Genomic DNA, 25,648 nt, shown 5'->3' with positions numbered 1-25,648 from the left:
GCTACTCGTAACGCACGTTCATGCGCTGCGTCCCGAGGTCGATCGCGCCGTCGTCGGTCGCGACGGAGGCCTCGATCACCTGACCGTGTCGCAGGTACTTCGGGTTCTTGGCCTGACCCTTGAAGAACGCCTTCCACTTCAGCGCCGTCGGCAGCAGGCTGCCGATGATCTCGATGGGCTTGGGTGGGGCGCTCAGGGCCGTGCCGACGGGTGTCCCCGTGAGCACCAGGTCGCCCGCGGCGAGGTCCTGGAACCTGCTGAGGGACTGCAGCGCCTGCAGCGGGCGGTAGAGCATGTCGCCCTCGACGAGGGCGTTCTGCCGTTCCTCGCCGTCGACCGAGAGTCGCAGGCGCAGGTCGGCGAAGCGCGCCAGCTCGTCGGCGTCGAGGAGCACCAGGGCGGGGCCGACCGGCGTGAACGTCGGGTACGACTTCGCCTCGTAGAACTGGGTCTGCGGCAACTGGACGTCGCGGGCCGAGACGTCGTTGGTGATCACCAGGCCGGCGACGACGTCCGCGAGGGTGGCGTCGGTGATGGCCGTTCCGACCGGGACGTCGCGTCCGATGACCAGACCGATCTCCACCTCGTAGTCCAGGAGCCGCACGTGTGTGGGTTTGACGACGTCGTCGAACGGCCCGCTGATCGATGCGGACGCCTTGCGGAAGAACGTCAGCGGCACCGCGGCCGGGCTCATGCCCGCGTCCCGCACGTGCGACTCGAAGTTGGTCATCTGCGCGACAACCCGGCAGGGTCGCGTGATCGGCGAGACGAGGGCCAGTCCGTCGACGGGCACGCGGTCACCGCCCGACGCCGCCGCGGCGATCGCGGTCCGGTCGGCCAGCAGCTCGCCCGTGGTGGTGGCGGTGGTGTCGATGCGGGCGGCACCGTCGGCGGTGTGGACCCACCAGGCGTCGATCGTGCGGAGGATGGACGTTGTCATGACTTGGCTACCTTCAGTAGGCCGATGAGGCGGTTGACGTCGAACTCGTTGTCGGAGCGCAGCGCGGTGATCATCGAGAGGGCCTCGCGGCGGGCGGATCTCGGGGTGGTGCCGAGGAAGTCCGGGCTGACGGGCGGGCCCCACTGCGCCAGCCCCGAGGCGGTGAACGGCCCCCAGCCCGGTTCGAGCGAGGCGTCGAACAGGTCGCCGTCGGCGAAGTGCTCGACCAGAAACCCGTCGGGATCGCGCCAGTAGTCGAACAATTGGCTGCCCTGGATGTGCCGACCGATGCCCCACGATCGGACGTAGCCGCGGTCGAGGAGGTATTCGCCGCCGGCGGCCATCGCGTCGAGATCGGATACCTGGTAGGCCGAGTGCACGTACCGGTTCGCCGGGCCGAGGGCCAGCGCGAGCGTGTGGTGGTCGGCGGGGGTGTCGCCGCGATCGCATCGGATGAAGCTCATGGCCGGTCCGCGGCGCCGCTGGCCGGGGAAGTAGAGGAAGTCGCTGACGATCATCCCGAGGTGGTCGAGGTACCAGTTCAGCGTCTCGAGGTAGGTCGTCGACTGGAGCACGACGTGGCCGAGGCGCTGCACGCGCGCGGGGACGCGCCGGGGCCGCTGGGTCGCGTTGAGTCGGACGGCGCTGTGTCCGACGTTGAGCGGCAACGCTTCCTGCGCGGGCAGTGCGGGCTGCGCGTGCATTCCCGCGACGACGCGGACGGGGACGCCGCTCGGGTCGGTGAGCGCGACGCCCAGGCCACCGATCGACTCGGGGAGCGCCGCAGCCGTCGCTCCGGTTCGGTCGGCGAGGCGCAGCACGTCCACCTCACCGTCGGCGCGGAACGCCACCCCGGCGAATCGTGTGCGGTCGCCCCGGCGCAGCACCACGCACGGCGCTCCGGCGTCGGTGCCGCGCAGGTGCACCTCGGCCGGCGTGCGGTGCGCGACTTGGAAGCCGAACGCCCGGGCGAAGGTCTCCGCGCGCATCAGGTCCGGTTTCTCGAACTCGAGCCAGGCGATGTCGGCGACCTTGATGATCGGGTTTTGCGACCGCCCGGAGTGCTCGCCGCGAATCGCGCCCTGCTCGGCGTGCAGGCCACGATGGCCGTCGTCCTGCGCTCGACCTGGTGATTCCACTGCTCGACTCACTGCCACCTCCTGTTGTTGACGAAATCGTCACATACTTTGAGAGGGTCAGTCAACCGTTTCTGACGAAATCATCAGAATTGAGTCCGCTGTTACAGTGGGCCCGTTCCGACGAAGGGGGACACCCGATGACCGACGAGGCGCAGAGTCCCGTCAGCCGTCTGCAGCGCCGCAAGCAGCGCACTCGCGCCGCGCTCGTGCGGGCCGCGCAGACGTTCATCGCCCAGGGCAAGCTCAACGTGCCGGTCCTCGAGATCACCCAGGCGGCCGACGTCGGCATGGGGTCGTTCTACAACCACTTCGACAGCAAGGAACAGCTCTTCGAGGCCGCCGTCGTCGACGTCCTCGACGGCCACGGTGCAATCCTCGACGAGTTCACTGCGTCGATCGAGGATCCCGCCGAGACGTTCGCGACATGTTTCCGGCTGACGGGCAGGCTCTTTCGGCGACGGCCGCAGGAGAGCCAGATCCTGCTCGCCAACGGCATGGCGCTGCTGGTGTCCGACCGCGGTCTCGCGCCGCGGGCGCTGCGCGACATCGTCGCTGCCGTGGAGGTCGGTCGCTTCAGGGTCGAGGATCCCGAACTGGCGCTCGCGGTGGCGGGCGGCGCGCTGCTCGGGCTGGGCAATCTGCTTCGCACGCAACCGGATCGCGATGACGCGCGGGACACCGACGCCGTGACCCGGGACGTGCTGCTGCTGTTCGGCATGACGGCGGACGAGGCGAACGAACTCTGCGAACGCGAGCTACCCGACCTGTCGGTCCTGCACCCGTCGGAGTCCGTCGCCTGAGTGCACCACTGGTCACTCAAAGCCGCTGTGCCACACGCGTTTCAGTAGCCTCAGGACGGTTGTTTTCTTGGTGTTTTCTCAGGCGTGAACCCTTGAAATGATCGGCCATCGAACGTATGTTCGATGTATGTCGATCGGCGAGGTCAGTGAAGCGCTCACCGCGCTGCGCGACGCCTACGCCACCTTCGCCGCCTGCGACACCCAATCCCTCACCCCCACCGAACTCCTCGAGGTGATGGACGAACTGGAAACCCACCACTGCCAACTCCCCACCCAGAACCACCGCCTCCTGGCCCAGTTGAGGGCGCAGTCCACCCCGGCGGAGATGGGCGCGAAGTCCTGGCGCGACGTCCTCACGACCCGCTACCGCATCTCCACCACCGAAGCCAACCGCCGACTCACCGACGCCGACCTCCTCGCCCCCCGACGAGCCTTGTCCGGGGCACCCATGCCACCGCAGCTGCCGGCGACCGCCGCCGCCCAGCGGCTCGGGTTCATCACCGCAGAGCACGTCGCGGTGATCCGCAAGCACCTCAAACGCCTGCCCGGCTGGGTCGACACCGCCACCCGCGACCGCGTCGAAGTCGATTGGGTCCGCCACGCCGTCGGATCCGGGCCCGACGCGCTCGACGACGTGGCGCGGCGCACCGTGTACCTCCTCGACCAGGACGGCCCCGCCCCCGACGACGCCGAACGCGCCCGCCGCCGCAACATCGTGTTCACCAAACAACGCGACGACTCCACCATCGGCATCACCGGCGACCTCACCCCCGCGGCCTACGCGGTGTGGGAGGTGCTCAACGCCCGGTTCAGTGCCCCCGGAATGTGCAACCCCGCCGACGAGCACCCCTGCACGTCGGGCACCCCCACCCAGCAGCAGATCGACGGCGACCTCCGCACCCCCGCCCAACGCCGCCACGACGCCTTCGAATACATCGGCCGGATGGCACTGGACAAGGGCGACCTCGGCCACCTCAACGGCCTGCCCACCACCGTCATCGTCCGCACCACCCTGCAGGATCTGCAGACCCGGGCGGGGATCGGCGTCACCGGCGGCGGCACCATCGTCCCGGTCGCCGACGTCCTGCACATGGCCGCCCGCACCGACGCCACCAACTATCTGGCGGTGTTCGACGACGCCACCGGTTCCGTCCTCGACCTGTTCCGCACCCGCCGCACCGCGTCGGTCGCACAACGGTTGGCGTTGATCGCCCGCGACGGAGGCTGCACCAAACCCGGCTGCACCGTCCCCGCCTACGGCACCCAAGTCCACCACGCCACCAAAGACTGGAGCGCCGGCGGCGACACCAACGTCGACGACCTCGCCCTGGCCTGCGGACCCGACAACCGCGCCGTAGGCCCCGGCGGCTGGACCACCCACATCACCGACCAACACCAGGTCGAGTGGATCCCCCCACCCCGGCTCGACACCGGCCAGAAACGCACCAACGACTACCACCACCCCGAACGACTCCGACCACCACCCGACGACGCATGGAACCCCGACGACGCCGGGACGTGGTGGACCGACGACGACGTATCACCCAACACCACAACGGCATCCGACGACACCGTCGAAAACGCCGACCTCTCCGACTCACCAGACACCCCCATCCCGTGGTGGCCCGTCGACCCCGCATGGGCTGCCGCCGAGAAGCAACGCGCCGCCCGGAAACGCCTCGCCGCGGACACCCCGCCGGCACCCGACTCACTCGCACACCCCGAACCCGCCGAGACCGAAGGCACACACGACGGCTACGAACCCGGCCGGCCCGAACCACCCACCGGCACCGCGGCCTAGGCCGTCGCTGAGGCGCCGTCGTCGTCGTGCACCGTGCGCATCGCGTCCACCAACATCTGGATCACGCGCGTCGCGATCATCAGATGGTCGTCCGGCACGTCGGAGAGCGCGATGCGATAGTGCTCGCCGATGGGCCGAAAGTAGTCCTGCGCCAAACGAAATCCGTCGTCCGAGTAGCGGAGCATCGTCTTGCGGCGATCCTGCGAGTTGGTCTCCCGGCGCACATGACCCGCACGGACCAGGCGATCCACGATGTAGGTGACGGCACCCGCCGAGACGTTGAGCCGGGTACGTAGCGCGCTCGCAGTCAACGGCGTGCCATCGGTCTCGGAGACGACGACGTGGAGCAGCGCGCGGAAGTCGCTGCCGGACATGCCGTGGTCGGCGGCGAAATTCTGTGCGACGCGATCCGTCTCGGAGAGCAACGCCCGGAGTTCGAACGCCACGTCACGCAGGGCTTTCCCCCGGTCGTCGGGCTCGGCCGACACTGGGTCCACGTGATCGCCCGTCCTCTCCCGCCCGATGCGGTGCGTCGTGACGGCCTCACATACCCGGGACGCGGGCGTACATTCGCCCGGTCGGCCACGTCGTCGAGTTTTGCCCGGCGCAGGACGGGAACGCGATCGTCCACAGTGCGAGACCCACAATGCGAGACGGAGAGGCCAGACGTGAGTTCGAGCACCAATGACGTGGAGAAGCGGTGGCACGACCCCGCGGCGCTGCGGGCTGCCGTCGGCTACGTGGTCGCGGTCATCGTGGTGGCGGTGGCCGTCTTCACCTACTACGCCGTGACCGACCAACACGACCTGCTGTGGGCGGTGGCTACGCCGGCAACGCTGTTCGTCGGAGCGCTCGGCGCCTTCGCGAAGACCTACCGCGATTGGCGGCGAGGGCGCACCTGGCCCATCTGGCACGGCGCGGGATGGTCGCTGCTGACGCTGACGATGGTGGCCATGGCCGTGCCGGCCATGGGCATCACCGGCTGAGCGTCAGCCGCAACCGCTCCGCCCCGACGTCGCGCCCCTCGGCCAGGTCGTCGGCCAGCGCCCTGGCATCGCGGATCAGGCCCGCGGCGTCGACGTCGTGCGGAACGTCGGGGCGGTCGATGCCGTCGGCCCCACGTCGAAGCAGGGCCGCTGCCCCACGGTGATTGCCGCGCTGCGCGTGGGTGAGGCCCACCGCCAGCTGGGCCAGCGCACGCCACACCCACCGGTCGGCCGGCGCGGATGCCTTCCACGCCGCCTCCAACACGTCATGCGCCTGGAACGCGTTGCCCTCGTCGATCAGTCGTTGGGCCGCGACGAGCGTCTCCCGCGGCCCGAGGTCCAGGTCATCGGGCAGCCTCGGGACGCCCTGCGCGCCGCGCGGCAGTGGCCGGCCCAGCGCGTCACGCGGCCGGGCGTTGAGCGCCCGGCCCGCGGCGTCCCGGTCACGTGCCGTGGGGTCGATCACGGTCTGCCCGCGTCCTCTCCGGAGTCAGTCGGTCGGCTCGCCGTCGTCGGTCTCGATGACGTCGGGGGTGTCCTTGGCGACGTCCACGTCTCGATTGGACTGGATGCTCCCGCCGCGGTCGTCGCCGTCGGGCTCGTCGGTGTTGTCGTAGATTCCCTGTCCGCGTGGCACGATACGACCTCTTTCGCTGGTGGGGGTTGTGCGATGTCGCCGGGTCGACGCCGGTGTCGGCACTGATCATCCGGGGCGAGACGCCTGCATGGGGTATCCAGACTGCTGCCGGTGAAACGCGATCGCCCCTGGCCGGACGTCCTCCGAGGTGGGCCGGATGTTTGCGCCCGTCCCGAGTGGGCATTTGAGGTTTCACGCTGGTCGGGATAGAACTTTGGGCAACGATTTGGTGGGGGTGCCCGTCGGCACCGATCGGCGGCAAGCGAGACGAACTTCGAACCCCCGGGCGGTCCGGCGCAGTGACGACCCTGCGCGGTCCTCGAGAAAGGTGGTCTTCGTGCTCGATCCGCAGCCTGACGTCGTCATCACCGGTGTCGCCATGACCACCGCCCTCGCATCCAGCGCGGAGGGCACCTGGTCTGCGCTGATCGACGGGCAGAGCGGCATCCGCCCGCTGTCCGCGCCGAACCTCGAGGGCCTCGATCTGCCGTCCACCATCGGCGGGCAGCTGCGCGAGAACCTCGACGACGACCTCAGCCGCGTCGAGATGCGCAGGCTCTCGTTCACCCAGCGGATGGCGATCGTGTTGAGCCGGCGGGCTTGGGCCGACGCGGGTTCACCCGAGGTGGACACGGCGCGACTCGGCGTCACGGTCGGCACCGGCCTGGGCAGCACCGAAGACATCATCATCGCGTATCACGCGATGCAGGAACGCGGTCTCAAGGCGGTGTCCCCGCTGGCGGTCCAGATGTACATGCCGAACGGCCCCGCTGCGGCGGTGGGTCTCGACCGCAAGGCCCGCGCGGGCGTCACGGCCCCGCTGACCGGTGACGTCTCGGGGGCGTCGGCCATCGCCGAGGCGTGGCGCAGCATCGTCTTCGGCGACGCCGACATGATGATCTGCGGCGGCGTGGAACTGAAGCTCGAGGGCGTGCCCATTGCCGCCTACGGCCAGATCGACGGCGTCGTCTCCAAGGAGAACGACGATCCGGTCGGAGCCTGCCGTCCCTTCGACAAGAGCCGCGCTGGCATGGTGCTCGGCGAGGGCGGCGCAATGCTGATCATGGAGACCGAGGAGCACGCGAGGGCCCGGGGCGCCAAGATCCTGGCGCGCGTGCTGGGTACGGCACTGTCGTCCGACGGGTACGACGCGTTCCGCTCGGATCCCGACGCCGAGCAAGAGGCGCACGCGATCACGCGCGCCCTCCAGCTGGCCGACCTGGCACCGACGGACGTGGGCCACGTCAACGCGCACGCCACCGGCACCGTCGACGGCGACCTGGTGGAGGCGGTGGCCATCCGCAAGGTGTTCGGCAGCCACCACCCGGCGGTCTACGCGTCCAAGGCGGCGCTCGGCCACTCGTTCGGCGGGGCGGGCGCCATCGAGGCCGTACTCTCCGTACTCGCGCTGCGGGACGGCTGCATCCCGCCGACGCTGAACTTCCGCGAACTCGACTCGCACATGGATCTGGACGTCGTCGCGGGCTCCGCCCGGCAGGGCGACCTGCGCTACGCCGTCAGCAACAGCTTCGGCTTCGGCGGACACAACGCTGCGATCGTGTTCGGCAAGGCCTGAGCGCTAGACCGTCTCGCCGACGGCGAGTCCCTCGGGGTCCGCGGTCTGGCCGGCCGCGAGCACGAAGCGCCGGCACTCGCACTGCCGCAGGTCGTGGTCCGGTCCCTCGTTGAGGTCCTGGTCCGGCACGGCGAAGTCCACGCAGTCCAGGCAGGCCCGGCATGTGCCGAACAGCGAGTGCTCCGGGTGCACGTGGCCGCATTCGCACCTGTCGTAGAGGCCGTGGCTCACGTCGCTCCACGCTCCCTCCACGTGCCGGTGTCAGCCCGGGCTGGACGATCGTCCGGGCGTGTGCGCCACAAGCATCGCAGGGAAAGCTGGGAGAACCCCAATCGCGGGTCAGGCGCCGACGGCGCGCTCGAGGTCTGTCAGCGAGTCTTCGAGGTGGCCCAGCAGGCGCTGCAGGTGCGGGACGCTGCGGCGGCAGCCGACGAGCCCGAAGTCCAGCTTGTCCGCGTTGTTGGTGAGCGTGATGTTGAGTGCCTGGCCGTCGAGCGCGATCGAGAACGGGTAGTTGCCGTCCAGGCGGGCGCCGTTCCAGTACATCGGCTCGCGAGCGCCGGGGACGTTGGAGATGACGAGGTTGAACGGCGGGGGAGCCGAGGACACGAAGCCCGGCAGCAGTCCCATCGCCAGACCCGACATCAGGAACGCCGACAGCGCGAGGGCCTGCGTCTTCGGCAGATCGGCGAACACGTCCTTGTTCTGGCGCATCGACGTGCTGATCGCTTCGAGCCGGGCTGCGGGGTCGGCCACGTCGGTGGCGAGGTTGCAGAGGATGGTGCCGACCATGTTGCCGCCGGCGTCCTCCTCGCCCTCCGTGCGCAGGTTGACGGGGACCATCGCGACCAGGGGCGTGTCGGGCAGCGCGTCCTGCTCGGTGAGGTAGGCCCGCAGGGCGCCGGAGCACATGGCGAGCACGACGTCGTTGACGGTGACTCCCGCGGCGGCCTTGACGTCGCGGATCCGCGACAGCGGCCACGACTGGGCGGCGACGCGTCGCGCCCCACCGATGTTCACGTTGAACATCGTCTTCGGCGCCCGGAAGGGCAGTGTGAGTTGCTGCTCCAGCAGCGCGGCCCTGGCCACCGACAGGCCGGTCGGCGCCAGCGACGCGATCGACCCCGCCGTCCCCACCACCGACTGCAGGGCCGACCGCGACGGCGCCGGCTCGCGGGTCCGCTGCCTGGGCCCGAGCGTCCACGGCACCTGCGGATCGCGGTCGTCCGGGTCGGTGGTCATGGCGCGCAGGAACAGCCGTTGCGCGGACACCCCGTCGATCAGCGAGTGGTGGAACTTGACGTAGACGGCGAATCGGCCGTCGGCCAGCCCCTCGATGATGTGCGTCTCCCACAGCGGACGGTGCCGGTCGAGCAGCGTCCCGTGCATCCGCGACGTCAGCTCCAGCAGGTCGCGCACGCGGCCGGGACGTGGCAGCGCGGACCTGCGGAGGTGATAGTCGATGTCCACGTCGTCATCGAACGCCCAGGCGAGGTTGGAGATCCCGCCCAGCAGTCGCCCGGGGTGCTTTCGGAAGGTCGGCTGGAACTGGTCCGCCTTGACCATGATCTCGTGGAGGTCGCGGAGGTACTCGGGGCCCGCGTCGGCGGGCGGTTCGAACAGTTGCAGACCGGCCACGTGCATCGGGTGCTCGCGCGATTCACCGACGAGGAAGAGCGAGTCGGTGGGCGAGATGAGCTTCATGGGCATGACCGTACCTAGCCGAGCTTGATTCCGACCCGAACCCGTTGATCTCTCGCCAGAAAAGTTACCGATGGGTAAGGTGGAGGGTCGACGGACTGGAGAATCTCCGATGGAACACAAGTTCATCGATCTGCACGGCGAACGTCTGGCCTACTACGACGAGGGCCACGGCGAGGCCCTGCTACTCATCCACGGCATGGCGGGAAGCTCCCAGACCTGGCGCGCCATCCTGCCGCAGTTGGCCAAGAAGTACCGCGTGATCGCGCCGGACCTGATGGGTCACGGGCAGTCGTCCAAGCCGCGCAGCGACTACTCGCTGGGCGCGTTCGCGGTCGGCCTGCGCGACCTGCTCGACGAGGTGGGAGTGGGCTCCGCGACGGTCGTCGGGCATTCGCTCGGCGGCGGCATCGCGATGCAGTTCCTGTACCAGCACCCGGACTACTGCCGTCGGCTCGTCCTCATCAGCAGCGGCGGCCTCGGGCAGGATGTCGGCTGGATCCTGCGCCTGCTGTCCGCGCCCGGTGCCGAGCTGATCATGCCGGTGATCGCGCCGACGCCCGTGCTGCGGGCCGGTAACACCGTCAAGGGCTGGCTGACGTCGATGGGCCTGCGCTCACCGCGCGGCGCCGAGATCTGGAGTTCCTACTCGTCGTTCAACGACCCGCAGACCAGGGCGGCGTTCCTGCGCACCCTGCGCTCGGTCGTCGACTACCGCGGCCAGTCGGTGAGCGCCCTGAACCGGCTCAAGCTCAAGGCCGACCTGCCCACGCTGGCGATCTGGGGCGAGGACGACAACATCATCCCGGTGGACCACGCCTACGCGGCGTTGGAGGCGCGTCCGGACTGTCGGGTCGAGGTGCTACCCGACGTCGGCCACTTCGCACACGTCGAGGCGCCCTCGCGGGTGTACGACGTGATCGACGAGTTCATCACCGCGACGGCGCATCCCGTCGACGAGCCGGCCCAGGGCGAGGTAACTGCGCCGGCCCCGACCGACCCCGCCGTACACGGCGTCTAGGCGCGTACGGGCGCGAAGCCCTCGGCGGCCAAGCGCAACGCCAGCGGGTAGTCGCGCAGCGCGTCGGTCAGCAGGCTGGCGAGTTCGGTGACGCGGCCGGCATCGGCCCCACGTTCACGCAGTAGGTCGTCCACCCAGGTCGCGGTCTCCGGCATCGGCCGGTGGTCGCCGGTCAGCAGCGCGGCGGACACCGCGTGCAGCGTCTGGTTCAGCACGTCGTTGACCTCGTCGGCTTCCAGCTGCACAGTGACCGATCCCGTTGCCGCCGAGGAGATCTCGGCTGACACCGACCACCGATCCGCGAGGTGGCCGACGATCCTGCGGTGGTCGAGGTCGAGCGCCGCCTGCTCGGCGACCGCCTCCTCGGGCAGCGGGGCGACGGGTTCCACGACCGCCGGAAGGGCACGCATCTCGCGGACCGCGCCGTGTGCGTCCCTCGCCCACGCGGTGGCGCCGAGCGCCTTCGCGCGGACGTCGTCGGGTCCGAATGCGGGGCCCCCGACCAGGATCGGCACCCCTGCCGACGTGCTCGCCTCGATGAACCGGCGCGACGTCGGAAGTGCGCCCAGAACGGAGCAACTGACGGCGACGCCCTCGGGTCCCAGGTCCTGCAGATAGCGGTTCAGCCGCATCGGTGTGCTCGAGGCGCCGAGCAGCGTGGTGTCCCAGCCATCGGCGCGCAGCGAACACTCGATGATCATCGCGGGCAGGGCGTGCCATTCGCGTTCGGCGCACGCGACCACGACGCGACCACGGGTCGCCGGCACGCTGCGGACCCGCCGTGCCACCGCCTTCGTCGCGCCGATCGCCAGCGCCGTCGCCGCATGCTCTTGCGCGACAGTCCATTCGCCACGCTGCCACCGGTTGCCGACCTCGCGTTGCGAGGCGGCGATCACGTCGGTCAGCACCGTCACGGGATCGGCGCCACGGTCCAGCATCCGGTGGATGGCGTCCACGACGCCGGCACCGTCGCTGCGGGCGATCGCGTCGTCGTAGGCGCCCGAGTCGTCGGCCGACTCGGCTACTTCTGGCGGCATGCCACCGCGAGTACGGCCATGTCGTCGTGCGGGCGGCCGTCGAGGAACTCGATGACGTGACGTTCCACGGCCTCGCAGACGATGTCGGGATCGGCGCCCGCGTAGGCGGGCAGCAGCGCCAGCAACCGGCCGACGCCGTACATGCCGTCGGCGCCGAACGCCTCGTCGATGCCGTCGGTGAACACGAGCATCGTGTCGCCGTGCGACAGGTGCACGGCGGTCGACGCGTACGACACGTCGGCGATCATGCCGACCGCCGTGCCGGTGACGTCGACCTGCTCGACCCGACCGTCGGCGCGCAGGACGATGGGCTGCGGGTGGCCGGCCGACGCCACGTCGGCGTCGATCCCGCCGTCCGCGGCGGGTGTGAGGCGCGCACACACCATCGTGACGAACTTGTCGGTGCCCGACTCGTAGAGCACGGTGTTGAGGGCGCCGAGCAGTGCGGCGGGCCTGCGGTCGAAGTGCGCTGCGGTGCGGATGCTCTGACGCGTCCGGCCCGTGACGGCGGCCGCCTCGACGCCCTTTCCGCTGACGTCGCCCAGCGTCAGCAGACAGTCGTCACCGAGCAAGTGCACGTCGTAGAAGTCACCGCCGATCTCGAGATGCTCCGCGGCGGGCCGGTACAGCGCGGCCAGCGGCATGCCGCGCACCTCGGGCAGCTGCGGCGGGCGCAGGCTGCGCTGCAGCACCGACGCGATGCGCGTGGTCTCCTCGTACAGGCGCGCGGAGTCCAGGGCCAGGGCGGCGCGGTCGGCGACCTGTTCGATGAACGTCACGTCGTCGTCGTCGAAGCCGCGCCCCTGCCCGCGGACGAGGATCAGGGCGCCGACGGTGGCACCGCGGGCGGTGAGGCCCACGCCCACCACGTCGGCGGGCCGTAGTGCGGCGGCCTCGGCGACCAGTCGCGGGTGCGGGATCATGGTCGCCAGCGCGTCGTTCTCGCTGGAGCCGGTCAGGGCCTCCAGCGCCACGTGGAGGAGTTCGGTGCGTCCGGTGCGTAGCACCCGGCCGAGTCCGCGGTCGTGGACGTGAGCGCGCGACACGACGTCGCTGTAGCCGGGGTCGTTGCCGCCCACGGTCAGCAGTCCGCCGGTGGCGCTGTCGGGTGTCAGGACGACGGCCCAGTCGGCGATCCGTGGCGTGATGAGCGTCAGCAGTCGCAGGGCCGTGCGACGCGGGTTCAGCGAGCCCGCCATGCCGCGCGTGATCTGTTCGATCAGTTCGGCTCGGTCGAACGTGGGCTCTTCGCGAACGGTGGGTGCGGCGGCCTGGCTCTCGCGGCCTACCGTCGTGATCTCTTCGAGCATCCCATCGGCTCTCCCGCCCGCATGGGCGCTTCTCCCGAGAGTGTCCCACCTGGGAACGCGGTCGAGGGTGAATGGCGTGATGGTGTCGGCGTCCACACGCATGAATGGCGTCTGCCCTCACGGGGACGACCGACGGCTGCAAGCTCAACCGCACTTCAATCTACTCGGCGTGCAGCTGCGATGCCACGAGCGCCGCGTGACGGAAGTGTGAATCAACCCCCCGATCTGCGGGTACGACGCCGTCATGAGTGAAACCGCCTTGCTGGTGATCGACATGCTGAACACCTACGACCACCCCGACGCCGAGGACCTCGCGACCCATGCCGAGGAGATGGTGGGCACCCTGGCCGATCTGGTCGGGCGGGCGCGCACCCGCGACGACGTCGACGTCATCTACGTCAACGACAACCAGGGCGACTTCAGCGCGGACCGGGGTGACCTGATCCGCGGCGCGCTCGACGGCAAACGGCCCGATCTCGTCGAGCCGATCGTGCCCGGCGACGACGCGACGTTCCTGACCAAGGTGCGGCACAGCGCGTTCTACGGGACACCGCTGGACTACCTGCTCGGCCGGCTGGGGGCCAAGCGGGTGATCCTGACCGGTCAGGTGACCGAGCAGTGCATCCTCTACACCGCGCTGGATGGCTACATCCGGCACCTCGACGTGATCGTGCCGCCGGACGCCGTCGCGCACATCCATCCCGATCTGGGTCAGGCCGCCCTGGCGCTCATGGAGCGCAACATGCACGCGGAGTTGAAGTCGGCAGTTAATTGCCTGTGACAGCGGGTATATCGCCGCCATGAGTGAGAAGCAGTTCAAGAAGGGCGACGAGGTCGAGTGGAGCAGCCACGGCAACACCACGCACGGCACCGTCGAGGAGAAGATCACCAAGGACACCAAGGCCGCGAAGCGCACGGTGCGGGCCAGTCCGGATGATCCCCAGTACCGGGTCCGTAGCGACAAGAGCGGGAACGACGCCGTCCACAAGCCGGACGCCCTGAAGAAGAAGGACTAGCGGGGGCCATGCGGCTCCGTCGCAGCGTGGTGTCCGGTCCGGGCCTCACGCGGGTGAGACGCGGCAAGGGCTTCTCGTACGTCGACCACACCGGACAGCCTGTGACCGACGAGCAGGTCCTCACCCGGATCAAGGAACTGGTGATCCCGCCCGCCTGGAAGAAGGTGTGGATCAGCCCGCACGCCAACGGGCACATCCAGGCGCTCGGCACCGATGCCGCGGGACGCAAGCAGTACCTCTACCACCAGAAGTGGCAGGAGGAGCGCGCCGAGGAGAAGTTCGACCGCGTCCTGAGGATGTCGAAGCGATTGCCCGAGTGGCGATCCCGAGTCGGCGAGGACCTGCGCGGGCGGGGCCTGTCGCGTGACCGCGTGCTCGCGCTGGCGCTGCACCTGCTCGACCGCGGGTACTTCCGGGCCGGCGGTGAGCAGTACGCGGAGGAGAACGAGTCCTACGGCATCGCCACGCTCCTCTGCCAGCACGTGATCGTGCGGAAGAACTCCGTCGCGTTCGACTATCCCGCCAAGAGCGGCGTCCAGCGCACCATCGAGATCGAGGATCCCGAGATCGTGCGCGCGTCGAAGGCGCTGATCCGCCGGGACGATCGGGCGGGCCGGTTCCTGGTGTGTCGCACCGTCAACGGCTGGGCCGACGTGCACGCCGACGACCTGAACGCGCGGTTCAAGGAGATGGTGGGCGACGAGTACAGCGTCAAGGACCTCCGCACGTGGCACGGCACCGTGCTCGGGGCGAAGGCCTTCGTCGGCGCGGATCCGCCGGTGTCGGGCCGGGTGATCAAGCGGGTCGAGTCCGCCGTGATGAAGGAGGTCTCCGAGGGGCTCGGCAACACGCCGGCGGTGGCCCGGGCGTCGTACGTCGATCCCCGGATCGTGACGGCGTACGAGAAGGGCCTGGACATCGGGCGTGCGGTCCGGCGGGCGTCGCGCACCGACGACGCGAACGAGGCGCAGGCGATCGTCGAGAAGGCCACCCGCGACCTGATCAGCCGGATGGCGAAGGGCTGAGTCCGAGGTTCGGTTTCCGGACATCTGCGCCGGGGTAGTACCGGTCGGTGAGAGACTCCGCGCCCGGTCCCGGCGCAGTCCCGGCCGAGCAGGGCTGACCGGTGCGCATCGACGAGTTCCCCAGGCGTGTGGTGGTGGTGATTCCCGCCCACGACGAGAGCGCCCACCTGCCGAGGTGCGTCGAGTCGATCCGCGCGGCCGCCGGCCACGTGCCCTCCGAGGTGCTCGTCGTCGTCGTTCTCGATTCCTGCACCGACGGATCCGCGGAATTGCTCGCGGGCCGGTACGGCGGTGACGTCCACGTGCTCGAGGTCGACGAGCGCAACGTCGGCGCCGCCCGGGCGGCGGGCTTCGCGCACGCCCGCGCCGCACACGGCGCCGAAGGCATCGACGAGTCGGGGATCTGGTACGCCACCACCGATGCCGACACCACCGTCGACCCGGATTGGCTCCTGCGGCAGTGCCACTCGGCGGCGGACATGGTGCTCGGCGTCGTGCGCATCACCGAGTGGCGGCGCACGCCGGTGTCGGCGATCCGCAGGTACCTCGAGGCGTACCGCGCCAAGATCTGGCCCGACGGGCACGGCCACGTGCACGGCGCCAACATGGGGTTCCGGGCCGACGCGTACTGGCGCGCAGGCGGTTTCGCGTCGCTACGTTCGGACGAGGACGTCGACCTCGTGCGGCGCTTCGAGCAGCACGGGTTGGGCATCGATCGCGACAGACGCCTCTCGGTCGCCACCTCGGCACGCCCCGTGGGGCGGGCGCCCCGGGGCTTTGCCGGGCACCTCAGGTCCATGCGCCAGCCCGGCAGGCAGGAGACGTCGTGACCGCCGAACTGATCCTCCGGTGGCTGCACGCCGGTCAGCTCCAGCTTCCGCTACCCGGATCCGGCAACACCGCCGCCCGCTGGTGGAAGCTGGCCGCGCTCACCGAGAACGACGTGGTGGCCGGCCGGCTGGCAGAGGCGCACGCCGACGCGGCGGCCATCCTCGCCGACCTCGACGGCGAGGAACCGGCCGGCGGACAGCTGTGGGGCGTGTGGGCCGCCGAGGCTCCCGGCGCACTGGTGACGGCCCGCGACGACGACGACGGCGTCGTGCTCGACGGCACGAAGGCGTGGTGCTCGGGTGCCGGCATCTGCACCCATGCGCTCGTCACCGCCCTCCGCGACGACGGGGAGCGTGGCCTCTACGCGGCCGATCTCGCCGATCCCGGCGTCCACGCGTTGCCGTCGACGTGGAGCAACGCGGGCATGCGCGACAGCGACACCCGGTCGGTTCAGTTCACCGGCGTGCGGGCGGTACCGATCGGCAAGCCCGGCGCCTACCTCCGGCGCCCCGGGTTCTGGCACGGCGCGATGGGTGTCGCGGCCTGCTGGTTGGGCGGCGCCCGCGCGGTCGCCGGCCCGCTGTACCGGGCGGTCGCCGACGAGCACGGCTCGGCGTCGTCCGATGAGCACGCACACGCTCACCTCGGGGCGGTGGACGCTGCGATCGCCGCCGGCGAGGCCGTACTGCTCTCCGCGGCGAGTTCGGTGGACGGTGCGCCCGACGACCCCCGGGCCGAGCTGATCGCCCGGCGCGTCCGTGCCGTCGTCGAACACGCCGTCGACGAGACCATCACCCGCACGGGCCGCGCGCTCGGGCCGAAGCCGCTGGCACTCGACGGCCGCCACGCCCAGCGCGTCGCCGACCTGACGATGTACGTCCGGCAGAGCCACGCCGAACGAGACCTCGCCGCGCTCGGCCGGCTGGCCGCCCGGTGATCGCGGGCAACGGCCACCGGTTCGCGGCACGGCCCATCGACGGGGGCGGCACCCCGGTGGCCGCGTGGCTCGAACGATCATCGGCGGCGGCGGTCCTCGACCCGGCGGACTGCCCCGCACTGACGGTGATCGCGCCGCACCCGGACGACGAGACGCTCGGCTTCGGCGCGACCGCGGCCACGCTCGGGATGCTGGGCGTGCCGGTGCGAATCGTGTCGGTCACCGACGGCGGTGGCGCATATCCCGATTCGCATCTCGACCGCCGCAGGCTCGAGCGCGACCGCAGAGCCGAGGGGCACCGTGCCGCGGAGGCACTCGGACTCGACCCGCCGATCAGTCTCGGCCTGCCCGACGGAGATCTGGCACGGCACGAGACGGCCCTCGCGGAGGCGATCGCCGACCTGCTCGCCACCGATCCGCCGGGTTCGTGGTGCGCGGCGACGTGGCGCGGCGACGGCCACCCCGATCACGAGGCCGTGGGTCGGGCGGCCGCGACGGCGTGCTCGGACGGACGCGCACGGCTGCTCGAGTACCCGGTGTGGATGTGGCACTGGGCGGTGCCGGGCGACGAGGCCGTGCCCTGGGACCGGATGGCGACGGTGCCGGCGGGGGAGTCCGCGATGGCGCGGAAGAAGTTGGCCGTCAACGTCTTCGACACCCAATTCACCGGGTCGGACGACGGCGAGCCGCCGGTGCTGCCCCCTTTCGTGGTCGAGCGGCTGATGGCCGTCGGCGAGGTGGTGTTCGCGTGACCGATCGGCTACCCGACGCCTACTTCGCCGACGTCTATGCGACCACGTCGGATCCCTGGCGTCTCGCCGAGCGGTGGTACGAGCAGCGCAAGTACGCCATCACGATCGCGATGTTGCCGAAACCGCGGTACCGCAGCGCATTCGAACCCGGCTGCTCCGTCGGGGTGCTGACCGAGCTGCTCGCGGCCCGCTGCGACGCCTTGCTCGCCACCGACGTCGCGCAGGCCGCGCTCGACACCGCCCGCACGCGGCTGGAGCAGTCGGGGGCGACCGGCGCCGTGGAGTTCGAGCGTCGCTCGCTGGATGCGCCCTGGCCGGATGGTGTCGACCTGGTGGTGGTGTCGGAGGTGGCCTACTACCTGGCCGCCGGCACGCTGCGCGCGGTGCTCGACCGCGAGTGCCCGCGGCTCGCCCCCGGGACGACGATCCTGGCGGCGCACTGGCGCCACCACGTCGCGGACTATCCGATGACCGGCGACGAGGCCCATCACGTCATCGCCGCCACGCCCGACCTGCACCGGCTCGCCCGCTACCGCGACGACGACGTGGCCGTCGAGGTCTTCACCGTGGGCGAAGCGGCATCGGTGGCCACCGAGACCGGCGTGCCCGGCGCGGTCTAGCGGCTGTTCGCGCTCGATCGGTCGAGCACGATCGATACCGCCCGGTCGAGGGTGGCGACGAGGCCCAGCGCCCCGGCCGGATCGCAGATGCGCAGTACCCGCTCCACCTCCGGGCCGGCCACGATCGCTGCCGTCAGGCCGTGCTTGACGCAGGCCGCCTTGATGCGGTTGAGCGCCCACAGCCCCTCGGTGCCGAAGAACGCCAATTCGCCGAGATCGACGATCAGGGCGTCGTGATGGTGGGCGACGTCGTCCACGACGTTCACCAGCGTGCGGGCGGTTCGGGCGTCCAGTTCACCGTGCGCGGTGATCAGCGCCGCCGTGGCGAGGACACCGCGCGTCAGACGCAGGAATCCCAGGGGCAGGGTCTCGACCGGGCGGGCCGCCATGGCGATCGACACGGGATCCTCCGTCGATAGCAGTGAGTCATGCCGGGAATCACGACGAGAGTAATGCGGATCACGTACCCGCGGCAATACACCTCCCGAAGTCCGAAATGCGCTGATGAACGGCAGCTTCGTGCGAGTGCAAGGACCAGCAATCGCGGCTGTCGAGCGGCGGACCCACGGATTTCGTGGCGCCCTGGTGGCGTCACGTTTCTCCTGCCTGCGGCGGGGGTACTGGAAGCGCATCGGACACGGCGGCATTTCGGGAAGAGAACGACGATGGAAGCGAAGTATCAGGCGCGTCAGTCAGGCGCAGATGGGCCTGCATTCGTGATCGCCGCGGGCGCAGCCCTACTGCTACTGGCAGTGGTTATCTCGGCCGCGGTGGTCTACTTCATCGGCGCCACGCTCCCGTACGCCGGACCGCCGGAATTAGGGCCGCCCCCGAGCGATCCCGCCATGCTGGTGAGCGACACCGCCGAGGTCGGCCTCGCCGACGCCGGCTCGACCGCGGTGACACTCACCCCGTAGCGCTCAGCCGTCCGACGCCGACTCGGCGAGGCGGCCGATCGGACTGTCGGACAATCCGTCGACGAGCGCCCGTGGATCGTCGAACACCGTCACCGCGCCCTCACGGGACAACTCGAGTTCGCCGATGCCGCCGCTTCTGAACCCGATGCACTCGACGCCCGCCCGGGCGGCGGCGCGAATGTCCCACACGGTGTCCCCCACGAACACGGCACGGTCCGCTCCGACCCCGGCGCGCTCGAGGGCCACCTCGACGATGTCGGGGCGGGGCTTCGCCGTCTCCACGTCCTCCGACGAGGTCACGGCCGACACCACGTCCTCGCGGTCGAGAACCTCGCGCAGGATGGCCAGTTCGTCCTCCGGAGCCGACGTGGCGAGGACCACCTGCAGGCCCATGTCGGCCACCGCGTCCAACAGGTCGCGGCCGGCCGACAGGGGTCGGATCAGGCCGGACGTCTCCTTGTAGAACCGCTGGTGCAGATCCTTCGCCCGGGACGTCACGTCGTCGGACTCGTCGGGGAGCAGTTCGGAGAGCAGCGACTCGCCGTCCATCCCGATGCGATGGTGGATGCGCCACGACTCGACGGAGACGTTCACCTCCGCGAACGCCCGGTGCCAGGCGTGCACGTGCAGGTAGTTGGTGTCGACGAGGGTTCCGTCGATGTCGAAGAGCACAGCGGGGTTGGCCATGACCGACTACTTCCCCCGCGCGGCGCGGCGAAACCGCACCGACCGTCCCGCCGCCGTGTTTCGCATCGCACGTGCCGGGAACGCAGCCTGCGGACGTCGACCCGGGGGATGCACGGCATCGATCCCCTGAACACATCCCAGGAGGAGCGACCGTGGCAGGACCCGACGACGCCGAGAGCGCCCAGGCCGAACTCGACGAGGCCAACGCCGAGCGCGAGACGATGCGGCGCCGGGCAGACGCCGCCGGCGCCCGCGACGCCGTCGCCGCCAACGCGGATCGCCGGAACGCCGACCGCCCGGCGCCGTGACGGGCGCGCTCGGCGGTGCGTGGTCCGACCTCTGGTCGTCATCGCTCGGCACGTGGATGCTCACCAAGGGCCTGCACATCGCACTGGTCGTCGTCGCCGCCGTGCTCGCCACTCGCGCGATCCGGTTCGCGGCAGGCCGGATCAGCATCAGGCTGGCGCGGGGTGGCAGCGCGGACGGCGTCGTGCCGTCGGAGACCGTCAAGCACCGCCGGGCACTTGCGGCCGTGATGTCGTCGGTGGCCATCGCCGTGCTGTACGTCGTCGTCGCGGTGGACGTCGTCAACACGCTGGGCCTGCCACTCGGGTCGCTCGTGGCGCCGGCTGCGGTGTTGGGCGCGGCGCTCGGCTTCGGCGCCCAGCGCCTCGTCCAGGACTTCCTCAGCGGGTTCTTCGTCATCACCGAGAAGCAGTACGGCTTCGGCGATCTGGTGCAGCTGACCATCACGGGATCGTCGAAGGACGCACGCGGCACCGTGGAGGACGTGACGCTGCGCGTGACGAAGCTGCGGACGAGCGACGGTGAGGTGTTCACGGTGCCCAACGGCCAGATCGTGAAGGCGCTCAACCTCTCCAAGGACTGGGCCCGCGCAGTCGTCGACATACCGGTGCCCACGTCGGTCGACCTGAACCGGGTCAACGAGGTGCTGCGCGAGGTGTCCGCCAGGGCGATGCAGGACGACGGACTGCCGGAACTGCTGCTCGATGCACCGGCGCTGATGGGGGTCGAGAGCATCGGGGTGGACGAGGTGCGGCTGCGCATGGTGGCGCGAACCCTGCCCGGCAAGCAGTTCGACGCCGGCCGGCGTCTGCGCCAGCTCGTCGTGGCCGGCCTGCGGGGTTCGGGCATCACGAGCGACGTGCCCACGACCACCACCACTCAGCCGACCGCCTGATACGCCCCCGGGGGCCACGGTTTCGCCCACGGGCGCGGGGGTATCCGTTTTCGAGAAGCGACGGCGAGAGACATCGGAGGTGGACCATGGGCGACACGTCAGAGGATCCGATCGACCACGCACGGACCACTCGTCAACACGCGGGCGAGAGCATGAAGAACGGGCACAACGCACCGGGACTCGTCTCGGTGGCACTCGGTGTCGTGGCCCTCGTCATCGGGCTCGCGACCTTCGCCTCCGGTGGAGGTACGGCGGGCGTCGTCTGCGTGGTCATCGCGGCCGTGGCGTTCGCCTTCGGCGGGGTGTGGCTGTTCCTCGCGCATCGCCGCGTCCGCCGTCAGGAACTCGAATGGGCCGACCGCCATCCGCAGGCCGTCGCCCACCCGCCCACCAGCTGAGGGGAACGCGACCATGTCGAAGCGATCGTTCGGACCGGGGACCTATCTGATTCCGCTACTCGGCCTGGTGTGCATGGGCGGCGGGGTGGCTGCCATCGGCATACTGCTGGCGGTCGCCGGCGGTGGACACGGGTGGCTCCTCCTGGCGTCCCTCCTCGTGGCAGGGGTGGTGCTGCTCGTCGGTGGTTACGTGATGATGTCCCGCAGCCAGAAGAAGGGCGGTGGGTGGCGCATGACGTCGATGGACCCCGACGAGAAACGGGTGTATCGCGCCGAGTTCCGCGGATTCAATCGCCGGCGACGAGCCTCAGGTGCGGCGAAGCCGGAGACACCACAGAACTGATCGCCGCATCCAGGGTGCGCGCGACCGGGAGGCCGCCGCCCGGATCGCAGATCCGCAGAATGCGGTCGACCTCCGCGCCGACCAGCAGCGCGAGCCTGACCCCGTGCCGGGAGCAGATGACGTTGACCCGGTGTACGGTCGAAAAGCCGTGCGTGCCAAAGAAGGTCAGGCCGCGCAGGTCGAGGACCAGCCGTTCGGCGGAGTTCAGGTTGGCCTCGGCGAAGTCCGACACACTCGTCGCGTTGGCGGCGTCGATCTCACCGGTGATCGTCTGCAGGACGATCGACGTGCCGAGTGCGCTGACGTCGAAGTGGGCGCCGCGACGGCGCGGAAGGGTCTCACGAGCCGCGTGGGATGCGTTGGACACCGCGGACTCCAATCTTGGGATTCGAGATCTCGCCAAGGGGAGTGGGCCCTGTTGCTGAAAGCGACCGCTCGCAGATGGTGGTTCATCGGGTGATAAGTGCTGCGGCTGTGCTTTCAACCTGCCCCGGACTGTAGTACCGCGACCTGCACCGGACAATTCATTTCGCGCATTCCTCAGGCATTCCCAAGGTTGGCGACGGGGTCGTGTTTGCGGGGTTCCGCTCCGGGCACTCCGCGGAAGGTCAGAGATCGTCGTCCTCGCGGAGGTGGGTGGTATGTCCGACCTCGTGCACGCGGGTGCCGACGGTACGGCCGCCGAGCGACCGCGGTCCGTTGACCGCGGCGAGACCGCGACCGAGCGGCTGGACCGCAACTGGGCAAGCCTGCTGCAGGAGATGCGCGTCGTGCAGACGGGCGTGCAGCTGCTGACGGGTTTCCTGCTCACGCTGCCGTTCCAATCGCGATTCGACGTTCTGGATCGTGCGATGCGGTGCGTGTTCCTCGGCACCGTGGCGCTCTCGGTCTCTGCCACCGTCGTGCTCATCGCGCCGGTGGCACTGCATCGGGTGCTGTTCCGGCAGCATCGTCTCGGCACGCTCGTCACCGCAGCCCACCGGATGACACACGCGGGTCTGCTGCTGCTGGGCGCGGCGCTGGTGGGGTCGACGGTGGTCATCTTCGCCGCGGTCGCCGGCGGCGGCGTGGCGGTGGTCGCGGGCGGGACCGCGGTGGGTGCCTTCGCCGCCTTCTGGATCGTCATTCCGTTCTGGATGCGTGTTTTCCCTGCCGATCAGTCGGGTATTCGCTGATCAACGCATCAACGACAACCGTCGGAAGGCGAACCCAGATCATGGGCAGTACGCACGGCAGGCATCACCAGAGCACCTCGGACGTCGAGGCGAGGCGCACGGTCGCCATCTTCCTGACCATCTCCTTCGCAGTGGCATTCGCCGCGGTCGTGGCGGCGGTCGTCGTCCGTACCACCGACGGGCCGACGGCGACCCCGGCTCACGTCGCATCCGCGTCCGTGCCGACGGTCCAGTCGATCAGCCAGCAGGGCCGCCTCGTCGCGGTCACGCCGACCTCGGTGACGGCACTGGGTGCCGACGGCGTCGCCCGCACCTACGTCGTCGATTCGAACACCAACGCGATCACCGGTGCGGGCAGCCAGGTCGGCAACACCGCAGGCTCCTTCTCGGTCAACGACGAGGTCGCCATCGTGGGTGAGGTGCGGGACGGGACCGCGGTCGCCACCGCAGTCGCTCACCGCGACGTCAGTGCGCTCAACGGTCCCCCGATGGAGGCGGTCACTCCGTAGCTTCCCTCCTACGATCGACGCGCCGGGCGATTCATTCGTCCGGCGCTTTCGTGTCCGACCGGGGTTGATTGCATAGGGGAACGAAGTTGTCGCCTCATCCGGGAATGGAACGCGCGTACCGATGGGTTGTCGAAGTGGGGGACTTCTAACGCTTCGACATAGAGGAGATGCGACACGTGACCACACACGTCAAGACCGCAAAGCCGTTGGCAGCCATCGTCGGTGGGCTCGCCGTCACCGCCGCGGCGGTCGTGGGGGCCATCGCCCAGAGCACGCCCGATTCCGGTCCGCTCGCCGGTGACATGAGCACCGGGGTGACCGTGACCGCCACCAATCCGCCCAGTGAGGCGTCGGTGCCGGCTGCGGAGCCGGAGATCAAGGGTCCCGCACCGCTGCCCGTCGAGGAGCAGGGTCTGCCCGGCTGACCTCGGACGTCCTTGCCGACGCCTGTCACCCGCCGTAGCCTCGGGGCGTGGCGGGATCCGAGACCGTCGGCGCCGACGAACTGTCAGCCCTGGAGTTCTTCGCCGGATGCCCGACCGCATCATTGACGGCGCTGGCCGCCCAACTGCGGCCGTTGACCGCCGCGCCGGGACAGGTGCTGATGCGCCAGGGCGAGCAGGCAGTCTCCTTTCTGCTGATCGGCGACGGCCACGTCGAGATCTCGCATTCGGGCGACGACGGCGACGCCACCGTCACGGTCGGGCCCGGCCTCATCGTCGGTGAGATCGCGCTGCTCCGCGACACGTCTCGCAACGCCACCGTCGTGGCCGCCGAGGCGCTGACGGGCTGGGTGGGCGGTCGCGAAGCCTTCGCCACCATGCTCGACGCGCCCTGCATGATGGAGAAGCTGGTACGCACGGCACGTCAGCGGCTGGCGAGCTACGTGGACCCCATCCCGGTGCGGGTGCGCGACGGATCGACGCTGTACCTGCGGCCGGTGCTGCCGGGCGACAACGAGCGCACGGCGCACGGTCCCGTGCAGTTCTCGAGCGACACGTTCTACCGCCGCTTCCAGACCACGCGCCGGCCCACGCCGTCGCTGATGCGCTACCTGTTCGAGGTCGACTACGTCGACCACTTCGTGTGGGTGATGACCGATGGGCCCGACGGCCCCGTGGTCGCCGATGCGCGCTTCGTCCGGGAGGACGACCCGTCGGTCGCCGAGGTGGCGTTCATCGTCGGCGACGACTACCAGCGGCGCGGCATCGGCAGCTTCCTGATGGACGCCCTGGCGGTCGCGGCGCACGCCGACGGAGTCACGCACTTCAGCGCCCGGGTGCTGTCCGACAACTACGCGATGCGGGCCATCCTGAACCGGCTCGGCGCCAAGTGGCATCGCGACGACCTCGGTGTGGTGACTACGGTGGTGGACGTGCCCACGTTGCGCGACACCTCGCTGACCCCGACCCAGTACCGCGAAATACGTTCGCTCGCAAAGCAAGTCATGCGGGCGGTCGGCTGATGACGGGTCGTCCCGCGCTGAACAAGGACACCAGGGTGTGCATCTCGCTGGCGGCCCGGCCCAGCAACATCGGCACCCGGTTCCACAACCACCTCTACGACGTGCTCGGGCTGGACTTCCTCTACAAGGCGTTCACCACCACCGACATCGCCGCCGCGATCGGCGGCGTACGGGCGCTCGGCATCCGCGGGTGCTCGGTGTCGATGCCGTTCAAGGAGGACGTGATCGCACTCGTCGACGAGGTGGAGGAGTCGGCGAGGGTCATCCACTCGGTCAACACCATCGTCAACGACGACGGCCGGCTGACCGCGTCGAACACCGACTACCTGGCGGTGCGCCGGCTCATCGACGAGCACCGCCTCGACCCGGCGGGCTCGGTGCTGATCCGCGGCAGCGGAGGGATGGCGAGTGCGGTCGGAGCGGCGTTCCGGGACAGCGGTTTCGGGTCCGGCACCATCGTCGCGCGCAACGCCGACACCGGACGCGGCCTCGCCGATCGCCTCGGGTACGAGTTCGCCACCGACGTCGGCGATCTCGGCGCCGCCGTGATCGTGAACGTGACGCCGATCGGCATGGCGGGCGGCCCGGAGGCATCCGAGCAGGCGTTCGACGACGCGACGATCGCCGGTGCACGCAAGGTGTTCGACGTCGTGGCGCTGCCGTCGGAGACCCCGTTGATCACCGCCGCCCGCGCGACGGGGATCGCCGTCGTCACCGGTGCGGAGGTCATCGCGCTGCAAGCAGCCGAACAGTTCGAGCGCTACACCGGCGTGCGGCCCACCGCCGACCAGGTGGCGGAGGCGTCCGCGGTCTCGCGGGCCTGA

General features: G+C 70.0%; 34 protein-coding genes. 22 read left to right on the top strand and 12 right to left on the bottom strand.

The annotated features are described in order from the left end of the window. Position 1 precedes the first annotated feature (1 nt). Together AC1MEY_RS16895 and AC1MEY_RS16890 are read right to left on the bottom strand one after the other, a co-directional pair. Positions 2-940 (bottom strand): fumarylacetoacetate hydrolase family protein, encoded by a 939-nt coding sequence (locus tag AC1MEY_RS16895; protein WP_480226610.1) that lies wholly within the window; start codon positions 938-940, stop codon positions 2-4. After that, positions 937-2,091: a VOC family protein gene (locus AC1MEY_RS16890; protein WP_480226609.1), complete on the bottom strand. Its 1,155-nt coding sequence runs from the start codon at positions 2,089-2,091 to the stop codon at positions 937-939. Before AC1MEY_RS16890 ends, AC1MEY_RS16895 begins: the two co-directional genes overlap by 4 nt. Positions 2,092-2,216: 125 nt before the next feature. Here AC1MEY_RS16890 and AC1MEY_RS16885 point away from each other — a divergent pair, with 125 nt between their 5' ends. Next, the gene (locus tag AC1MEY_RS16885; RefSeq protein ID WP_480226608.1) at positions 2,217-2,879 is read left to right on the top strand and encodes a TetR/AcrR family transcriptional regulator; all 663 of its coding nucleotides are present in this window, start codon (positions 2,217-2,219) and stop codon (positions 2,877-2,879) included. A 127-nt stretch (positions 2,880-3,006) separates the two neighbouring features. Beyond that, the gene (locus tag AC1MEY_RS16880; protein ID WP_480226607.1) at positions 3,007-4,680 is read left to right on the top strand and encodes an HNH endonuclease signature motif containing protein; all 1,674 of its coding nucleotides are present in this window, start codon (positions 3,007-3,009) and stop codon (positions 4,678-4,680) included. Here AC1MEY_RS16880 and AC1MEY_RS16875 read toward each other — a convergent pair. Further along, positions 4,677-5,168: a MarR family winged helix-turn-helix transcriptional regulator gene (locus AC1MEY_RS16875; protein WP_480226606.1), complete on the bottom strand. Its 492-nt coding sequence runs from the start codon at positions 5,166-5,168 to the stop codon at positions 4,677-4,679. The genes AC1MEY_RS16880 and AC1MEY_RS16875 overlap by 4 nt on opposite strands. 180 nt (positions 5,169-5,348) lie before the next feature. Between AC1MEY_RS16875 and AC1MEY_RS16870 the strand changes: the two genes are divergently transcribed. Then, complete coding sequence (locus AC1MEY_RS16870) at positions 5,349-5,666, top strand: hypothetical protein (protein WP_480226605.1); 318 nt, start codon at positions 5,349-5,351, stop codon at positions 5,664-5,666. Here AC1MEY_RS16870 and AC1MEY_RS16865 read toward each other — a convergent pair. Next, complete coding sequence (locus tag AC1MEY_RS16865) at positions 5,656-6,129, bottom strand: DUF309 domain-containing protein (protein WP_480231526.1); 474 nt, start codon at positions 6,127-6,129, stop codon at positions 5,656-5,658. The two genes, AC1MEY_RS16870 and AC1MEY_RS16865, sit on opposite strands and share 11 nt — an antisense overlap. Positions 6,130-6,156: 27 nt before the next feature. Then, the gene (locus AC1MEY_RS16860; RefSeq protein WP_480226604.1) at positions 6,157-6,303 is read right to left on the bottom strand and encodes a hypothetical protein; all 147 of its coding nucleotides are present in this window, start codon (positions 6,301-6,303) and stop codon (positions 6,157-6,159) included. A gap of 379 nt (positions 6,304-6,682) precedes the next feature. Between AC1MEY_RS16860 and AC1MEY_RS16855 the strand changes: the two genes are divergently transcribed. Next, positions 6,683-7,879 carry a KasA/KasB family beta-ketoacyl-ACP synthase gene (locus tag AC1MEY_RS16855; protein ID WP_480231525.1) on the top strand — a complete coding sequence of 399 codons (1,197 nt, stop codon included), beginning with the start codon at positions 6,683-6,685 and terminating at the stop codon, positions 7,877-7,879. Between the two features lie 3 nt (positions 7,880-7,882). Here AC1MEY_RS16855 and AC1MEY_RS16850 read toward each other — a convergent pair whose 3' ends face one another. Together AC1MEY_RS16850 and AC1MEY_RS16845 are read right to left on the bottom strand one after the other, a co-directional pair. Next, a complete protein-coding gene (locus AC1MEY_RS16850; RefSeq protein ID WP_480226603.1) occupies positions 7,883-8,110 on the bottom strand; it encodes a hypothetical protein in 228 nt (75 codons plus the stop codon). A 108-nt stretch (positions 8,111-8,218) separates the two neighbouring features. Then, positions 8,219-9,583, bottom strand: a complete 1,365-nt coding sequence (locus tag AC1MEY_RS16845) for a WS/DGAT/MGAT family O-acyltransferase (protein WP_480226602.1) — start codon at positions 9,581-9,583, stop codon at positions 8,219-8,221. Between the two features lie 109 nt (positions 9,584-9,692). On the opposite strand from AC1MEY_RS16845, the gene AC1MEY_RS16840 reads away from it, so the two are divergent. Then, a complete protein-coding gene (locus AC1MEY_RS16840; protein WP_480226601.1) occupies positions 9,693-10,601 on the top strand; it encodes an alpha/beta fold hydrolase in 909 nt (302 codons plus the stop codon). On the opposite strand, the gene AC1MEY_RS16835 is transcribed toward AC1MEY_RS16840, so the two are convergent. Next, positions 10,598-11,638 carry a cobalamin B12-binding domain-containing protein gene (locus AC1MEY_RS16835; protein ID WP_480226600.1) on the bottom strand — a complete coding sequence of 347 codons (1,041 nt, stop codon included), beginning with the start codon at positions 11,636-11,638 and terminating at the stop codon, positions 10,598-10,600. The two genes, AC1MEY_RS16840 and AC1MEY_RS16835, sit on opposite strands and share 4 nt — an antisense overlap. After that, positions 11,623-12,948 carry a PP2C family protein-serine/threonine phosphatase gene (locus tag AC1MEY_RS16830; protein WP_480226599.1) on the bottom strand — a complete coding sequence of 442 codons (1,326 nt, stop codon included), beginning with the start codon at positions 12,946-12,948 and terminating at the stop codon, positions 11,623-11,625. Before AC1MEY_RS16830 ends, AC1MEY_RS16835 begins: the two co-directional genes overlap by 16 nt. A 244-nt stretch (positions 12,949-13,192) precedes the next feature. Here AC1MEY_RS16830 and AC1MEY_RS16825 point away from each other — a divergent pair, with 244 nt between their 5' ends. From AC1MEY_RS16825 to AC1MEY_RS16795, 7 genes are all read left to right on the top strand, one after another. Beyond that, a complete protein-coding gene (locus AC1MEY_RS16825; RefSeq protein ID WP_480226598.1) occupies positions 13,193-13,729 on the top strand; it encodes a cysteine hydrolase family protein in 537 nt (178 codons plus the stop codon). 19 nt (positions 13,730-13,748) lie between these two features. Continuing rightward, positions 13,749-13,964 (top strand): hypervirulence associated TUDOR domain-containing protein, encoded by a 216-nt coding sequence (locus AC1MEY_RS16820; RefSeq protein ID WP_480226597.1) that lies wholly within the window; start codon positions 13,749-13,751, stop codon positions 13,962-13,964. 8 nt (positions 13,965-13,972) lie between these two features. Beyond that, positions 13,973-14,989: a DNA topoisomerase IB gene (locus tag AC1MEY_RS16815; RefSeq protein ID WP_480226596.1), complete on the top strand. Its 1,017-nt coding sequence runs from the start codon at positions 13,973-13,975 to the stop codon at positions 14,987-14,989. 101 nt (positions 14,990-15,090) lie between these two features. Then, positions 15,091-15,819, top strand: coding sequence for a glycosyltransferase family 2 protein (locus AC1MEY_RS16810; protein ID WP_480226595.1), 729 nt, complete (start codon positions 15,091-15,093; stop codon positions 15,817-15,819). Next, positions 15,816-16,757, top strand: a complete 942-nt coding sequence (locus tag AC1MEY_RS16805; protein ID WP_480226594.1) for an acyl-CoA dehydrogenase family protein — start codon at positions 15,816-15,818, stop codon at positions 16,755-16,757. Before AC1MEY_RS16810 ends, AC1MEY_RS16805 begins: the two co-directional genes overlap by 4 nt. Further along, a complete protein-coding gene (locus AC1MEY_RS16800) occupies positions 16,754-17,509 on the top strand; it encodes a PIG-L deacetylase family protein (protein ID WP_480226593.1) in 756 nt (251 codons plus the stop codon). The genes AC1MEY_RS16805 and AC1MEY_RS16800 overlap by 4 nt, the downstream gene beginning before the upstream one ends. Further along, complete coding sequence (locus AC1MEY_RS16795) at positions 17,506-18,129, top strand: SAM-dependent methyltransferase (RefSeq protein WP_480226592.1); 624 nt, start codon at positions 17,506-17,508, stop codon at positions 18,127-18,129. The genes AC1MEY_RS16800 and AC1MEY_RS16795 overlap by 4 nt, the downstream gene beginning before the upstream one ends. Here AC1MEY_RS16795 and AC1MEY_RS16790 read toward each other — a convergent pair. Then, complete coding sequence (locus AC1MEY_RS16790; RefSeq protein ID WP_480226591.1) at positions 18,126-18,530, bottom strand: STAS domain-containing protein; 405 nt, start codon at positions 18,528-18,530, stop codon at positions 18,126-18,128. The genes AC1MEY_RS16795 and AC1MEY_RS16790 overlap by 4 nt on opposite strands. Before the next feature lie 351 nt (positions 18,531-18,881). Between AC1MEY_RS16790 and AC1MEY_RS16785 the strand changes: the two genes are divergently transcribed. After that, complete coding sequence (locus AC1MEY_RS16785) at positions 18,882-19,046, top strand: hypothetical protein (RefSeq protein ID WP_480226590.1); 165 nt, start codon at positions 18,882-18,884, stop codon at positions 19,044-19,046. A gap of 3 nt (positions 19,047-19,049) precedes the next feature. On the opposite strand, the gene AC1MEY_RS16780 is transcribed toward AC1MEY_RS16785, so the two are convergent. Next, positions 19,050-19,733 (bottom strand): HAD family hydrolase, encoded by a 684-nt coding sequence (locus AC1MEY_RS16780; protein ID WP_480226589.1) that lies wholly within the window; start codon positions 19,731-19,733, stop codon positions 19,050-19,052. Between the two features lie 152 nt (positions 19,734-19,885). On the opposite strand from AC1MEY_RS16780, the gene AC1MEY_RS16775 reads away from it, so the two are divergent. The 4 genes from AC1MEY_RS16775 (at position 19,886) to AC1MEY_RS16760 (ending at position 21,675) form a co-directional block, all read left to right on the top strand. Then, complete coding sequence (locus AC1MEY_RS16775) at positions 19,886-20,041, top strand: hypothetical protein (protein WP_480226588.1); 156 nt, start codon at positions 19,886-19,888, stop codon at positions 20,039-20,041. Then, positions 20,038-20,934, top strand: coding sequence for a mechanosensitive ion channel family protein (locus AC1MEY_RS16770; protein WP_480226587.1), 897 nt, complete (start codon positions 20,038-20,040; stop codon positions 20,932-20,934). The genes AC1MEY_RS16775 and AC1MEY_RS16770 overlap by 4 nt, the downstream gene beginning before the upstream one ends. Positions 20,935-21,020: 86 nt before the next feature. Beyond that, positions 21,021-21,332, top strand: a complete 312-nt coding sequence (gene usfY, locus AC1MEY_RS16765; RefSeq protein ID WP_480226586.1) for a protein UsfY — start codon at positions 21,021-21,023, stop codon at positions 21,330-21,332. Positions 21,333-21,345: 13 nt separating this feature from the next. Continuing rightward, entirely contained in the window at positions 21,346-21,675 is a 330-nt protein-coding gene (locus AC1MEY_RS16760) for a hypothetical protein (RefSeq protein WP_480226585.1), read from the top strand. Here AC1MEY_RS16760 and AC1MEY_RS16755 read toward each other — a convergent pair. Beyond that, positions 21,620-22,054 carry an STAS domain-containing protein gene (locus AC1MEY_RS16755; protein ID WP_480226584.1) on the bottom strand — a complete coding sequence of 145 codons (435 nt, stop codon included), beginning with the start codon at positions 22,052-22,054 and terminating at the stop codon, positions 21,620-21,622. The two genes, AC1MEY_RS16760 and AC1MEY_RS16755, sit on opposite strands and share 56 nt — an antisense overlap. Positions 22,055-22,316: 262 nt before the next feature. Between AC1MEY_RS16755 and AC1MEY_RS16750 the strand changes: the two genes are divergently transcribed. The 5 genes from AC1MEY_RS16750 to AC1MEY_RS16730 all read left to right on the top strand — a co-directional run bounded on the left by AC1MEY_RS16750 (position 22,317) and on the right by AC1MEY_RS16730 (position 25,648). Then, a complete protein-coding gene (locus tag AC1MEY_RS16750) occupies positions 22,317-22,850 on the top strand; it encodes a DUF6328 family protein (RefSeq protein ID WP_480226583.1) in 534 nt (177 codons plus the stop codon). Between the two features lie 41 nt (positions 22,851-22,891). Continuing rightward, a complete protein-coding gene (locus AC1MEY_RS16745) occupies positions 22,892-23,359 on the top strand; it encodes a hypothetical protein (RefSeq protein WP_480226582.1) in 468 nt (155 codons plus the stop codon). 176 nt (positions 23,360-23,535) lie between these two features. Beyond that, the gene (locus AC1MEY_RS16740; protein WP_480226581.1) at positions 23,536-23,784 is read left to right on the top strand and encodes a hypothetical protein; all 249 of its coding nucleotides are present in this window, start codon (positions 23,536-23,538) and stop codon (positions 23,782-23,784) included. 47 nt (positions 23,785-23,831) lie between these two features. After that, complete coding sequence (locus AC1MEY_RS16735) at positions 23,832-24,824, top strand: GNAT family N-acetyltransferase (RefSeq protein WP_480226580.1); 993 nt, start codon at positions 23,832-23,834, stop codon at positions 24,822-24,824. Continuing rightward, on the top strand, positions 24,824-25,648 hold the full coding sequence (locus AC1MEY_RS16730) for a shikimate 5-dehydrogenase (protein ID WP_480226579.1): 825 nt from the start codon (positions 24,824-24,826) through the stop codon (positions 25,646-25,648). Before AC1MEY_RS16735 ends, AC1MEY_RS16730 begins: the two co-directional genes overlap by 1 nt.

This window comes from Mycobacterium sp. PTI7 (assembly GCF_056679845.1).
Note: the sequence above shows the minus strand (reverse complement) of the source record. Positions and strands in the feature narration are given on the sequence as shown.